The organism is Halorussus rarus (genome assembly GCF_003369835.1).
GTDB lineage: Archaea > Halobacteriota > Halobacteria > Halobacteriales > Haladaptataceae > Halorussus > Halorussus rarus.
This window is the reverse complement of record NZ_QPMJ01000001.1, coordinates 812,345-825,996: the sequence shown is the minus strand read 5'-3', so window position 1 is coordinate 825,996 and position 13,652 is coordinate 812,345. Positions and strand designations below refer to the sequence as shown.

The 13,652-nt window shown below is 69.7% G+C and carries 13 protein-coding genes; 10 read left to right on the top strand and 3 right to left on the bottom strand.

The features are described 5' to 3' along the window. Window positions 1-116: 116 nt before the first annotated feature. A complete protein-coding gene (locus DVR07_RS04270; RefSeq protein WP_115795526.1) occupies window positions 117-1,349 on the bottom strand; it encodes a DUF7282 domain-containing protein in 1,233 nt (410 codons plus the stop codon). 224 nt (window positions 1,350-1,573) lie between these two features. Between DVR07_RS04270 and DVR07_RS04265 the strand changes: the two genes are divergently transcribed. The 7 genes from DVR07_RS04265 to DVR07_RS04235 all read left to right on the top strand — a co-directional run bounded on the left by DVR07_RS04265 (window position 1,574) and on the right by DVR07_RS04235 (window position 9,089). Further along, complete coding sequence (locus tag DVR07_RS04265; protein WP_115795525.1) at window positions 1,574-2,254, top strand: helix-turn-helix domain-containing protein; 681 nt, start codon at window positions 1,574-1,576, stop codon at window positions 2,252-2,254. A gap of 71 nt (window positions 2,255-2,325) precedes the next feature. Beyond that, window positions 2,326-3,681: an ABC transporter substrate-binding protein gene (locus DVR07_RS04260; RefSeq protein ID WP_205254479.1), complete on the top strand. Its 1,356-nt coding sequence runs from the start codon at window positions 2,326-2,328 to the stop codon at window positions 3,679-3,681. A gap of 24 nt (window positions 3,682-3,705) precedes the next feature. After that, window positions 3,706-4,617, top strand: a complete 912-nt coding sequence (locus tag DVR07_RS04255; RefSeq protein ID WP_115795524.1) for a carbohydrate ABC transporter permease — start codon at window positions 3,706-3,708, stop codon at window positions 4,615-4,617. Then, window positions 4,617-5,519, top strand: coding sequence for a carbohydrate ABC transporter permease (locus DVR07_RS04250; RefSeq protein WP_115795523.1), 903 nt, complete (start codon window positions 4,617-4,619; stop codon window positions 5,517-5,519). The genes DVR07_RS04255 and DVR07_RS04250 overlap by 1 nt, the downstream gene beginning before the upstream one ends. Then, the gene (locus tag DVR07_RS04245) at window positions 5,519-6,655 is read left to right on the top strand and encodes an ABC transporter ATP-binding protein (protein WP_115795522.1); all 1,137 of its coding nucleotides are present in this window, start codon (window positions 5,519-5,521) and stop codon (window positions 6,653-6,655) included. Before DVR07_RS04250 ends, DVR07_RS04245 begins: the two co-directional genes overlap by 1 nt. Window positions 6,656-6,663: 8 nt before the next feature. Beyond that, window positions 6,664-8,016 (top strand): CaiB/BaiF CoA transferase family protein, encoded by a 1,353-nt coding sequence (locus DVR07_RS04240; protein ID WP_115795521.1) that lies wholly within the window; start codon window positions 6,664-6,666, stop codon window positions 8,014-8,016. After that, entirely contained in the window at window positions 8,013-9,089 is a 1,077-nt protein-coding gene (locus DVR07_RS04235) for a LeuA family protein (protein WP_115795520.1), read from the top strand. The genes DVR07_RS04240 and DVR07_RS04235 overlap by 4 nt, the downstream gene beginning before the upstream one ends. A 149-nt stretch (window positions 9,090-9,238) precedes the next feature. Here DVR07_RS04235 and DVR07_RS04230 read toward each other — a convergent pair whose 3' ends face one another. Next, a complete protein-coding gene (locus DVR07_RS04230; protein WP_115795519.1) occupies window positions 9,239-9,571 on the bottom strand; it encodes a HalOD1 output domain-containing protein in 333 nt (110 codons plus the stop codon). 798 nt (window positions 9,572-10,369) lie between these two features. On the opposite strand from DVR07_RS04230, the gene DVR07_RS04225 reads away from it, so the two are divergent. The 3 genes from DVR07_RS04225 to DVR07_RS04215 all read left to right on the top strand — a co-directional run bounded on the left by DVR07_RS04225 (window position 10,370) and on the right by DVR07_RS04215 (window position 12,826). After that, window positions 10,370-10,702: a HalOD1 output domain-containing protein gene (locus DVR07_RS04225; protein ID WP_162829417.1), complete on the top strand. Its 333-nt coding sequence runs from the start codon at window positions 10,370-10,372 to the stop codon at window positions 10,700-10,702. Window positions 10,703-10,754: 52 nt separating this feature from the next. Continuing rightward, window positions 10,755-11,645, top strand: coding sequence for a YihY/virulence factor BrkB family protein (locus DVR07_RS04220; RefSeq protein ID WP_115795518.1), 891 nt, complete (start codon window positions 10,755-10,757; stop codon window positions 11,643-11,645). A gap of 92 nt (window positions 11,646-11,737) precedes the next feature. Next, window positions 11,738-12,826 carry a pyridoxal-phosphate-dependent aminotransferase family protein gene (locus DVR07_RS04215; protein ID WP_115795517.1) on the top strand — a complete coding sequence of 363 codons (1,089 nt, stop codon included), beginning with the start codon at window positions 11,738-11,740 and terminating at the stop codon, window positions 12,824-12,826. Between the two features lie 23 nt (window positions 12,827-12,849). Here the strand turns inward: DVR07_RS04215 and DVR07_RS04210 are convergent, their stop codons facing one another. Beyond that, on the bottom strand, window positions 12,850-13,581 hold the full coding sequence (locus DVR07_RS04210) for a hypothetical protein (protein WP_115795516.1): 732 nt from the start codon (window positions 13,579-13,581) through the stop codon (window positions 12,850-12,852). Between the last annotated feature and the right edge of the window lie 71 nt (window positions 13,582-13,652).

Below are 13,652 nucleotides of genomic sequence, written 5' to 3'. Positions count from 1 at the left end.
GCCCGCGGCGGCTCCCTCGGTCGTCGACCTGACGCCGAGAGTCGCCCGACTGCGCCGGCCGGGAGCGACCGACTTGGGACTGGCGGACCGCGAGCGAAGACGGCCGAGAGCCGGGCTTACCCTCTGAACCGGGCCAGCGCGACGGCGAGTCCGAGCGCGACGAGCGCGAGGGGTCCGGTGAACCCCGGTTGCGACGCCTCGCTGGAGGTCCGGCCGTCGTCGTCCGACCGCTCGACCGTTTCCCCGGCGGCTCCGCCGTCGGTCCCGGTCGGCGACTGCGAGGCGTCCGGGTCGCCCGTCGCGGCGCTCCCATCGTTCGCGGTCGAGTCGGAGTCCGATCCGGAATCTGTACCGGTGGTCTCGCTCGGCGCGGTTGAATCGGTCGACGTCCGGTCTGTGCCAGGGTCGGCGGCCGGCGCGCCGTCGGCATCGCCGGCGCCGCCAGTCTCTCCGGACGACGGTTCACCCGCGGATGCGGACCCCGAACCGGCCGCCGGGGCGGACCCGACGTCCGACGACCGTTCGGTCGTCAGCGCGACGGTCGTCCAGTAGTCGGTCGCCGTCGGCCGGACCGTGGCCGAGGGCGTCACCGTGGCGTGTCCGGTCGTCGCGGGAGTCTCGCCGGTCGTCGACGAAGGGGTCGCTGTGGAGGCTTGCCTGGTCGTCGCGAACCGCGCGGTCACGGTGGTCGGTTGCGCGGTCGGCGTCGCCGTGGCGGGGAGTTCGGTCGCGGTGGATCGCGTCGTGCGCTCGGTGACCGTCGCTGTGGTCGAATGCTCGGTCGCGGTGACCGTCTCGGTCGCGGTGACCGTCTCGGTCGTTCGCTCGACCGTGACGGACGCGTCGTCCGCGACGACTCGGCTGTCGACCGCGTAGAGGCCGTCGGTTCGGCCGTCAGAGGCCTCGAAGTCGTAGGTCCGGTCGGCGTCGGTGTCGCGGTGGGCGACCGCCACCAGCGTCTTCGAGGTCGACACCGGTTCCCGCAGGCGGACCGTCACCTCCTCGTGGGTGCCGGCGCCGAGGAACGCCGAGACGCCGACGACGCTGTCGAGGACCGCACCGGACAGGAACCGGCTGTCGTGGACGACGACGAACCCGCCGTCGGGGAGGCGTACCTCTGCGATTGTGACCGCGGCCCCGGTCGAGGTCTGGTTCCGGAACGTCACCGACGCCTCGGTCGGTGCGCTCGGTGCGTCGCTGTTCGAAGCCGCGCTTGCGATGCTCGCGTCAGCGTCGATTCCGCCAGTACCGTCGGGACCTGCCACTGCGGCGGGGGCGACCGCGGTGACCGCCAGCACTGCGAGGGCGGCGAGGACCGTCAGGGTCGGCGTGTCGCGTCTCTGGGTCATCGGTGTAGTCGGGCGCTCACATTCAAATGCTATAGCTTTAACTCATAAGTAAACTGAATCGGGCCGCGCACGGACCCTCGGCGCTCCGGAACCGGGTGACGTACATATTAGATCGGTTATCATTTTGTTCCGACCGGCGGAGTCGGTCGTCCGCTTTCATGCCGGGGATTCGCCGGCGAACGAACACCAAAGATTGATACGGATATCTTGCCAATCAGTAACAAATGTTTCGGGCGAAGCTCTACCTGGACCTCCGGACCGACTGCGTCCTGAGCGAGGTCACCAGCCGGTGGAACACCTCGTTCACCGCCAACCACGAGGAGCTGCTCGACGACGAGCACATCAACTTCGTCATCGACGCCGGCGACAAGGTCGAGGAGTTACTCGCCGCGTTCGAGGAGGCCGAGCAGGTCGAGGACGTCGAGCGCGTCGACGACACCCACATCAAACTCACCAAACAGTCCTGCGGGGCGCTGCCTATCATCCGGCGCAACCACGGGATGATGCAGTGGTGGGACCGGGTCAACGGGAGCCAGCGCGTGTTCGACATCGTGGTGTTCCGGCGCGACGACCTCCGGAACATCGTCGCCGAACTCCGGGAGATCGGTTCGGTCCGCCTCGCGCAGCTCACCCCCTACCGGGCCTCGGAGGGCCTGCTCTCGGACAGGCAGGCCGAGGTCGTCGCGACCGCGCTCGAGGGCGGCTACTACGAGTGGCCCCGCGAGGCCGACGCCGAGACGCTGGCCGCCGAACTCGACATCAGCCACACCACGTTCCTCGAACACCTCCGGAAGGCCGAGCGCACCCTGCTGCGGAACGCGCTGAACCGGGAGGTCCGCGCCGACGCAGCCGACGGCGACGGGCCGGCGTTCGTCCGCAACTCGCCCGTCAGCGGCGATGACTGAGCGCGAGTACTTAAAGAGCCAACGAGTGAAGGGGAGAAGACCTTCCCCACGTAAGTATGGTATATTCTCTCATGGGTTCCGACACACCGACCCGACGGCGGTTCCTCCAGTCCGCGGGGGCTGCGACCGTCGTCACGGCGGCGGGCTGCATGGGCGGTTCGAACGACGGCGGCGAGTCGAGCGGCGACGGCGGAACGACGGCCGGCTCGATGAGCGGGGGCGGCGCGCAGTCGAACACGATCAAGTACCTCTCGGACAGGGGCGACTCGAAGCAGGTCATCGACCAGATCATCTCCGAGTTCGAGAGCGAGCACGACTACACGGTCGACGTCACGTACACCTCGAAGGGGACCTCGACCGACGAGCAGCTCCAGAAGATGAAGGCCGCCGGCAACCCGCCGGACATCGTCTTCGACACCTCGGCCGACGCCTACCGCTACCAGCGCAACGGCAACCTGGCGCCCGTGAGCGAGGCGGTCCAGGGGACGGGGCTGCCCGACCCGGTCAACGTCGACGGCGAGTCGTACTTCGCCGCGACGATGGTCGAGCCCCTGATGGGGTGGTACCGCAACGACCTCTACCAGGAGAACCCCACGAACTGGGAGACCTGGCGGTCGGAGGCCCAGCGCGTCACCGAGCAGGAGGGCATCAACGGCTACGTCGTCCAGTCGGGCCAGACCAACAACGCCGACACCCAGATCACCCAGTACCACTGGCAGAACGACGTGAACATCTACGGCGGCCCCTCGGGCGACATCGAGGTCACAATCGACAACGAGCAGAACCGCCAGGCGGCCGTCGACACCTACCGGTGGATCCAGCAGATGAACGAGTACTCCCCCAACGGCGCCGGGTGGGAGTGGGGCGACGCCATCGCGGCGCTCCAGCAGGAGAACGCCGCCGCCATCATGAGCGTCGGCGGGCTCCCCATCCTCACCATCCAGTCGAACCGGCCGGACCTGGTCGAGCGGCTCTCGCCGACCGCGTTCCCCGTCCCGAACGGGAACCAGCAGGACAAGTGGTGGGCGTACATGGAGGGCCACGTCGTCTGGAACGACGGCAACGCCACCAAGGGCGCCAGGGAGTTCGTGAACTTCTTCAGCAAGTCCGACAAGTTCATGGACTTCGTGCTGTCGGCGCCGCTGTTCCAGTTCCCGCCGACCAGGGAGGGGCTGGACAGCGACGCCGTGAAGAACAACGAGGTCATCCAGCAGCACCCCGACGTGATGGAGCTCGTGCGGAACAACTGGGACGCGTTCACCTCCATCCTCGCGACCGGGCAGAACGGCCAGCCCAACATCCTCGCGGCCGACGCGTACGGCCAGCAGGTGTTCGGCCAGTCGGCCGAGCAGATGCTCGTCGGCGGCAAGTCGCCCGAGCAGACCGTCGACTGGGTCGCCCAGAAGCTCCGGAGCCTCCAGGGCTGACCGCCCGCTTCTGACTCCAACTCTATGAGCACGGTAACATCGGTCAAGTCCTCGGTCGCCAGTCTCGACGAGCGACGGCTGCTGCTGCTCGCGACGTTCCTCCCGTTCGCGGCGTTCTTCACCCTGGTCTGGCTCATCCCCATCGGGTACGCGCTCTGGATGAGCCTGCTGAACGATCCGACCGGCGCGGCGACGTTCGCGGGGCTGTCGAACTACGTCGAGATACTGACGGGCCAGGGCTTCCTCAAGTTCCTGTGGAACAGCGTCGTCTACGCCGTCTCGACCACCGTCCTCAGCCTCGTGGTCGGCCTCGGGCTCGCGCTCGTGGTCAACCAGGAGATACGGGGCGGCGGCGTCCTCCGCACGATGATGATCTTCCCGTACCTCCTGCCGACGCTGGTGGTCATCTTCATCTGGAAGTTCATCCTCGACCCGAACGTCGGCGTCCTCAACCAGTGGCTGGTCCAGGCCGGCCTGGTCGAGGACCCCGTCGCGTTCTTCTCGACCCTCCAGTGGGCGATGCCCGCCGTGGTCGTGACCAGCGTCTGGAAGTTCGGCTCGTTCGCCTTCTTCATCCTGCTGGCGCGGCTCCAGGCCATCGACCCCAACCTCTACGAGCGGGCCCGGGTCGAGGGCGCCTCGACCTGGCAGGCGTTCCGGGACATCACCGTCCCGCACCTGCGCGGGGCCATCCTCATCATCCTGCTCGTGCGGGGCATCTGGATGTTCAACAAGTTCGACATCATCTACCTCTCGACGCGGGGCGGCCCGCTGGAGGCGACGACCACCCTCCCCATCAGGGTGTACCAGATCGCGTTCGACGCGGTCGACTTCGGCGGCGCGACCGCCCTCGCCGGCATCATGTTCTTCCTGCTGGCGGGGGTCGCGGTCGTCTACTTCCGCGTCTTCGAGCCCGAGAAGGAGGTGGCCCACTGATGTCGCTGGGCGACCGCACCGGCGTCCTGTCTCGGCTCGGCGAGGGTGCCGCCGGCTCCTTGCTCCCCCAGAACGTCCAGCAGCGCGTCAAGCGCGCGGCGGTCATCCTCACCGCGCTGGCGGTGGCCGTGTTCGTGACCATCCCGGTCTACATCATGGTCGCCATCGCGGTCCAGTCGCCCGCGGAGGTGTTCGCGGGCGGGGACGTCAACCTGCTCGTCGACTCGGTGACGTTCCGGAACTTCCAGGTGCTGCTCGAGGACACCAACACGGTCCAGTACTTCACCAACAGCCTCATCGTGACCGCGAGTTCGACGGTCATGTCCACCGCGCTCGCGGTGGCGGCGGGCTACGGGCTCACCCGGTTCGACTTCACGGGCAAGACGCTGGCAGCGCGGGCGGTGCTGTTCGCGTACATGTTTAGCCCCATCGTGCTCGCCATCCCGCTGTACGTCATCTTCTTCACGCTCGGGCTGCTGAACAGCTACTTCGCGCTGGCGATGGCGCTGACCGCCATCTCGGCGCCGTTCACCATCTGGCTCATGTGGCAGTACTTCCAGACGGTTCCCATCTCGCTGGAGGAGTCCGCGTGGGTCCGCGGAGCCAGCCGCACGCGAACCCTCTGGGACGTCGTGCTGCCGGTCGCGCGCCCGGGGTACATCTCGGCGGCCATCTTCGCGTTCGCGGTGGCGTGGAACGACTTCACCATGGCCCGCGTCGTGATGAGCAGCGACGAGATGTACACCATCACGGTCGGGGCGAGCCTGTTCCTCGACCGCGTAACCATCGGCTGGGGCGAGACGATGGCGGTGTCGCTGCTGATCTGCATCCCGCCGTTCCTCATCGCCCTCTTCCTCCAGAACTACCTGCTCCAGGGGTTCAACGTCGGAGGTCTCGAATAATGGCACGTCCAATCCACCTCGACTCGGTCGACAAGGAGTATCGCTCCGCCGGCTCGGTCCACGTCGCCGTGGACGACCTCTCGCTCACCATCCCCGAGGGGTCGTTCACGACGCTGGTCGGCCCGTCCGGCTGCGGCAAGACGACGACGCTGCGGATGATCGCCGGCCTCGAGACCCCCACCAGCGGCCGGATCTCGTTCGGCGACCAGGACGTCACCGACCTCTCGCCCCAGGACCGCAACTGCGCGATGGTGTTCCAGTCCATCGCGCTCTACCCCCACATGAGCGTCCGGGAGAACATCGGCTACGGGCTGAAGGTCCAGGGCGTCCCGAAGGACGAGCGCGACCGTCGGACCGGGGAAGCCGCCGAGACCCTCCAGATAACCGAGCAGCTCGAGAAGATGCCCGCGGAGCTGTCGGGCGGCCAGCAGCAGCGGGTCGCGCTCGGCTCGGCGTTCGTCCAGGACCCCGACGTCCTGCTGCTCGACGAGCCGATGAGCGACCTCGACGCCAAGCTCAAGGCCGAGCTCCGGGTCGAGGTCCAGCGGCTCCACCAGGAGCTCGACGCGACGATGGTGTACGTCACCCACGACCAGACCGAGGCGATGACGATGAGCGACCACGTCGTGCTGCTCAACAACGGCCGGCTCGAGCAGTTCGCGCCACCGGGCGAGCTGTTCGACCGCCCGGTCTCGGAGTACGTCGCGCGGTTCATCGGCACCCCCTCGACCAACATGCTGCCCGCGGCGGTCGAGCCCCGCGACGACGGCTACGCGCTCGTCGGCGAGGGATTCGACGTCCCTGCGCCGGCCGAGCACTTCGCCAAGCACGAGGGCGAGACGGTCACCCTCGGCATCCGACCGCAGTACCTCTCGGCAGACGGCGGCGACCACCGGTTCGCGGTCATCGCCGACGTGGTCGAGCAGCTCGGTACCGAGTTCGTCGTCCACGGCCAGACGCCCGAGGGCACCGACGTCGACGTGGTCTCGTCGACCTTCGGCGACGTCCAGCACGGCGACGAACTGGCGGTCGGCTTCGACGCCGGCGACCTGTACGTGTTCGGCGACGACGGCGCGACCATCTGCTACGGCGACGAACTGGCGAACGACTCCCCCCAACCCCAGCGCAACCCCTGACCCCCACCATGACAGACGACGACATCCGACCCGCGGCGAGCGACCGGACCGCAGACGACACTGACTCCGGCGACGAACGCAGAGTCCTAACTGACGGCGGTGAGCGACTCGACGAGTCGCGAATCTCGTCAGAGCGAAGCTCTGACGGCGGCCGCGTCGCGCCGGGCCTGCTGCCGGGCGCCGGGGGCCAGCCGCTCTCGGACGTGACGGTGCTCGAACTCGGCCACATCATCGCCGGCCCGTTCTGCTCGCTGCTGCTGGCCGACCTCGGCGCCGAGGTCATCAAGGTCGAACACCCCGAGCGCGGCGACGCGGTCCGGGACTCGAATCCGGTCGGCAACAGCTCGTTCAACTACGTCAACCGGAACAAGCTCGGCGTCACAGCCGACCTCAAGACCGAGGAGGGCCGGACCGTCCTCCGTGACCTGGTCGAGGAGGCCGACGTGCTGGTGGAGAACTACGCGGCCGGCACGGCCGACCGACTCGGCGTCGGCTACGACGAACTCCGGCCGGTCAACGAGGAGCTGGTCTACTGCTCCATCAAGGGGTTCAACCCCGGCCCGTACGAGCAGTTCCCGGCGCTCGACCCCGTCGCCGAGGCGCTGTCGGGGATGATGAGCGTCACGGGCCACCCCGGCAGCTCGCCGGTCCGGAGCGGGACCAGCGTCGCCGACATGGCCGCGTCGCTGTACGGCGCGCTCACCGTCGTGGCTGCGGTCCGCCAGCGCGACGCCACCGGCGAGGGCCAGCACGTCACCGTCCCGCTGTTCGAGAGCAGCGTCGCGCTGATGGGCTACTGGCTCGCGTTCACCCAGGCGTACGACGAGGTGCCCGAGCCGATGGGCGCCAGCCACCCGAGCTGGGCGCCCTACGACGTGTTCCGGTCGGCCGACGACGAGTGGGTGTTCGTCGGTCCGTCGTCGGACCGCCAGTGGCGACGGTTCTGCGAGGCGCTCGAGGTCGACCTCCACGAGGACGACCGGTTCGCCGCGCTCGACGACCGGCTCGACAACCGCGAGGCGCTGAAGGAGGAGGTCCAGACGGTCTGCGCCGACTACGAGGCCGCCGACCTGGTCGAGCGCCTCCAGGGGGCGGGCGTCCCGGTCGCGCCGGTCAACGACACCGCCGACGTCTGCGAGGACCGCCACCTCGACGCGACGAACGCGCTGGGCGAGGTCCGGGCGACCGAGGGCGAGGGGGGCCGGATCCGCGTCCCGCGGTTCCCCGCCCGGGCCACCGGCTTCGACCGGGTCGAGTCGAGCGACCCGCCGGCGCTGGGCGAGGACACCGACGAAGTGCTGGGCGCGCTGGGGTACGACCGCGAGCGCATCCGGCGGCTCCGCGAGGAGGGCGTCGTGTGAGGCTGCTCGACCTGACGCTGCGCGAGGGCGAGCAGCGCCCCGGCGTCCACTACTCGGTCGACCGGAAGGTCGCGGCCGCCCGGGAACTCGACGCGCTGGGCGTCGACCTCCTCCAGGTCGGCTTCCCGGTCGCCGACGACCGGACCGCGGCGTTCTGCGACCGCGCCGACCTCTCGGCCGCGGTCACGGGGCTCGCCCGGGCGATTACCGGCGACGTCGAGGCCGCGGTCGACGCCGGCGTCGACGTGGTCGACCTGTTCGCCCCGACCAGCGACCGACAGCTCGACCGCGTCCTCGGGAAGGACCGCGCGACGATGACGACCGCCGCGGCCGACGCCGCCGACCTCGCTCGGGACCGGGGCGCGACCGTCCACTTCACCGCGATGGACGGCTTCCGGACCGACCCGGCCGACCTCGACGACCTGTTCGCCGCGGTGGACGCCGACTGCTACACGGTCGCCGACACCGCGGGGAGCCGAACCCCGGCCGGCGTGGTCGACCACCTGGAGGCGCTCGAGACGGACCTCGCAGACGTCGGGGTCCACTTCCACGACGACCTCGGCGTCGGGACCGCGAACGCGCTGGCGGCCGCCCGGCTCGGCGTCGGGAAGGCCGACGTCTCGGTCGCCGGCCTCGGCGAGCGAGCGGGTAACGCGGCGCTGGAGGAGGTCGTCGCCGCGGCCGCGGTCGGCGACGAACCGTTCGAGACCGACGTCGACGAGGACCGACTCCTCCCGGTCGCCCGCGCGGTGCTCGACGCGCTCGACGAGGACACCGAACCGGGCAAGGCGCTGCTCGGCGACGCGGTGTTCTCCCACGAGTCCGGGCTCCACACCGCGGCGATGCTCGACGACCCGACCACCTTCGAGCCGTTCGACCCCGCCCGGTTCGGGGGCGAGCGCCGGCTCCTGTTCGGGAGCGACACGGGCCGCGGTGCGGCCCGCCGAATTCTGGAGCGGGCCGGCCGGGAGCCGACCGACGACCGGGTCGAGCGACTGCTCGCCCGACTCGACGCCGAAGACGGGGAACTGACCCTCGACGAGGCGGTCGCGCTCGCGGCGGATCTCGACTGAGCTGTCGGAGCGGCCCGGCCGGAACGCCCGGCGGCGGATCGCGCAGGTGGTCGCGCTGGAGGAGACGGCTGCAGACCTCGAAGCGAATCTCGGGCTGGAGCGGAGTTCGTGAATCGCGGACCCCCGCCGGGGTCTACAGTGCTCGTCGGTCAGTCTCGTCGGGGCGCCTCGTAGACGGCGACCCGGCCGTCGCTCTCGACGGCGACCTGGTACCCGGCGACGCAGAACGAGAACGACCAGCCGTCGCGCGGGTCGGATGCGGAAGACGGGGGCCGCGAGGACGCGTGCCGGAACAGCGCGTCGAGCGCGTCGACGTCGACGTTGCGATAGAGTTCGAAGTCGAGGTCGGTCGGATCCACGCCCTCGGCGTCGGCGAGCGCCCGGTACACCGTCCGGCTCAGGGGGTCGTCGGTCGCGACGTGTCGTCGCTCGGCGACGGGCGGCGATTCGAGGTCCAGTGCGGTGGAGGTCGTGATTGCCACACGCGATAGTGGGTCGCACGGAGAATAAATCCCTATCAGACGACTGTCAGACGCGCGTGAGACGGGGGACCGCGGCGAGTGGTGGGAAGTTCCCCACCTCCGGGCGTCCGCGCGGACCTGCTCCATCAGTTCGAGCACCCACCGGCTGTGGGACAGCGGCACGGGCGGTTGCCCGCCGCGTTCGAGCGCCATCGCGGCAATCGGGCTCCCTCGAACTGTACGAGCCGGGAAGTCGGTCAGCGCGGCGGCCAACCCGGTGGCCGCGGCGGGGACCTGGCGCTCGACGATATTGTCGGCGTCGACGCGTCGCTTGGACTGGATGACATTGTGGCGGTAATCGGTGTTGCGGAACGCGGGACGCTGTGATGCGTCCCGCGTGACCACCACGCGAAGGACACGGCGGGTGACGTCCCAACCGTCACGACCGGGATGAGTGGGCCCCTCGTGATCGGGGCGCGAACGCACAGTGCGTAGCTGAATTCGTCCATAGGGATCACTCGCTAACGGAATCGGTCTTCCGGGAACGGGGGAGTCGACGGGTGGGAGTGACGTCTCCCGGTCGGCACCCAGTATCGCCCGACGCGCGCCTCGTCGGCCGGCGGTCGGTTTCCGAACACTCCGGTAAAACCAATTTCTTAAGGGCGCGGCGTTCATTGAACAACGGCGAGAGAGTACACACTGTGCGTCCGCTGTCATCGGTAGCGGTACCAAAACAGGACAGTGGTGTCCGGACCTGTGCGGGAGGCCACAGCAGGCGGGGCGCATCACAGAGTTCACACTCGCTGCGCTCCCAGACATATGACCGAACACAACGTGCCGGACGACGAAGACGACCAGCGCCCGGAATCGACCGCGCTCCTCAGACACGGCTTCGACCCGCGACGCGACTCGGCGAGCGAGGAGCTCGTCCGGGCCGTCGCCGCGGTCGACGACGCGGACCCGATCGACCTCCCCGTTCTCGCAGAGGCAGTAGACCCGGAGGCCCTCGACCGGCTCTTCGGCCGCCGCCCCGACGGCGCCCCCCGCGACACCGACGGGCGAATCCGTTTCGAGTACAGCGGCCACCGGATTCTGGTCGCGTCCGACGGCACTATCGCCATCGATCCGTGCGAGTCGGCGGGCGACGACTGACCGGCGGCGGCTTCCCCAGTTTATCCGGGTGGCCGCCGTACCCTCGTTCGGAGTGGGGCGACTCGACAGACTCGAGTCGGGGGTTCGCGCGGTCGTCCTCGAGATGCGTCGGGAGGACGTCACCTTCATGGCCGCCAGCATCGCGTACCACGCGCTGGTCTCGATGCTCCCGCTCCTGTTCCTGCTGGTGCTGGTCGTCTCGACGTTCGGGAGCGCGGAGCTGGTCGACACCGCGCTCGGACTGACCCGGTCGTTCCCCCCGACGACCGGCCGGCGGATCGTCATCGACGCGCTCCGGAACGCCACGGACGACACGGGGCTGTCGGTAATCGGTATCGCCGTCGGCGCGGTGCTGTTCGGCACCGTAGTCCGGATTCCGCCGACCGTCCCGTTCGCGGGGTCGCTCGCCGACCTGGTCGGGGCCCTGGCGCTGGCGGTGGCGTTCCTCCCGATATTCTCGGTGTTCCCCGACACCGGCGTGTCGCTCCGGGAGGCGGCCCCGGGCGTGGTCGTCGCGGCGCTTGGATGGGCGGCCTTGGAGTGGCTCTTCCACCGCTACGTCGCGTTCACGAACAAGCCCGACATCTACGGGCTGGTCGGCACCCTGCTGCTGGTGACCTGGCTCTACGCCGGGAGCCTCGTGCTGCTGGTCGGCGCCTCGGTCAACGCCACGCTGGCGGGCCGCGACGGCAAGCGGGAGGCCGAGCGCCGCTCCAGGCGCACGTTCGGCCGGCGGGTCACCGACGCCGGCAGCTTCGCGGACCGCCTGGACGACGTGGTCCACCGAGCCGACAGCGCCGGCGTCTCGGCCGAGGAGATCCGGCGAACGCTCCGACAGCGGGCCGACGACGTCGAGACACCGGCGGAGGCGGAGGAGGACGCCGAAGACAGCACGGTCGGCGAACCCGCTGCCTCCGCAGAAACAGACGGGAGCCGCGAGTGACGCTGCTGGGTCGGGCCGAGATGGCGGCGGTCGACCGGCTCGGGCGGGAGCGGACCACGACCAGTTTAGGGGGTCGGCGTCCAAGCCCGACCATGGAAGACCGCGACGAACTGCTGATGACGCCCGGTCCGACAGCCGTCCCGCCCGAGGTCCGGGAGGCGACGAGTCGCCCCATCGTCAACCCCGACGTGGAGCCGGAGTTCTCGCCGTTCTACCGCGACCTGCTGGGCAAACTGGCGCGGGTCTACGATACCGACGACGACGTGCTGGTGCTGAGCGGCGAGGGGATGCTCGGCCTGGAGGCGAGCGTCGCCTCGCTGATGGCGTCGGGCGACGAGGTGCTGTGCCTGGCCAACGGCATCTTCGGCGAGGGGTTCGCCGACTTCGCGGAGATGCACGGCGGGGAGGCGACCGTCCACGACGCGCCCGCCGACGCCGGGTTCGACCCGGAAGCGGTGAAGGAACGCGTGGAGGACCGCGACTTCGCGGTCGCCACGATGGTCCACTGCGAGACGCCGACCGGCGTCCTGAACGACCTCGACGAAGTGCTCGGAGTCCTGCAGGACGCGGGGGTCCTGACCGTCGTCGACGCCGTCTCGTCGCTCGGCGGGACCCCGGTGCCGACCGACCGCATCGACGTCTGTCTGGGCGCGTCCCAGAAGTGCTTCAGCTCCCCGCCGGGGCTGACCACGCTGTCGGTCAGCGACGGGGCGTGGCAGAAGGTGGATGCGACCGAGCAGGACACCTTCTACACCAGCCTCGAACCGTGGCGGGACGTCGACATCCCCGAGGAGGCCCCGCCGCACCTGCCGTACACCCACTCCATCTCGAACCTCTTCGCGCTGGACGCGTCGCTCGACCTGCTGCTCGATGAGGGGCCGGAGGCGGTCTACGACCGCCACGAGTCGGTCGCCGAGCGGTGTCGCGAGCGCGGCCGGGACCTCGGGCTGGCGCCGTTCGCCGCCGACGAGGCGCTCTGCTCGCCGACCGTAACCGCGTTCGAGGTCGAAGGGCGAGCGAGCGATCTCCAGCGGCGGCTCGCCGACGAGCAGGACGTGATCCTCTCGACCGGACTCGGCGACCTGGCCGACGACGTGCTGCGGGTCGGCCACATGGGGTACAACGCCGACCCCGAGCGCGTCGAGCGGACGATGGACGCGCTCGCCGCGGTCCTCGACTGACGGGATTCGGTCGTACGACGGTCTCAGACCAGAATCAGAAGTGCTGCGTACGCGCCGGCGCCGGCGCCGAACGCCCAGAAGTTGCTGTTGCGCTCCTCGGGGAGCTCCTCCTTGACGACGTTGAGGACGACGCCGCCGGCGAGGAACGCGAACAGCGCCGACACCGCCGCGTGGGTCAGCGCGGTCGCGACGCCGACGACGGTCCCGGCGATGACCCCGCCCGCGAGTAGCCACCGGCCGGTGTCGTCGTAGGCCTCGTGGTGGTGCTCGCGGAGGCCGTGGTCGTTGACCACGAAGTGCAGCGCCATGGCGACCGCGAAGAACGCGAGGCTCGCCGGATCCGACTCCTCGCGGTGGACCAGCAGGTAGCCGACGAGCAGGTTGTACGCGGTGAACGAGCCGACGTGGAGCCAGAAGACCCCCGCGGAGGTCTCGGTCGGCTCGCCGCCGATGGTCTCGGGGCTCTGGGACTCTCGGGCGAGCCGCTCCAGCCCGTAGAAGGCCGCGAAGCCAGTCAACGCGAGCAGGTAGACGTGGTGCTCGAGGAACCCGACCGCACCGGTCTCGAAGGCGCGCTGACGCTCGCCGAGTTCGGGCAGGACGTGGACGAACACGTAGGCCACCGAGACCCCGCCCGCTCCGGACAGCCAGTAGCTCCGCGGGACGGCCCGGAAGCCGAGTCGGCCCGCGAAGAGGTGGACGACCGCGAGGACGAGCGAGAGCGCGACCTCCGCGACGAGGACTGTCCCGGCCACGGCGGGCGTTGGGGTCGGCCAATCTAACTCGTTACGGCCGTGCGCGCGGCGGTCTCGGGCCCGAGGGTGAC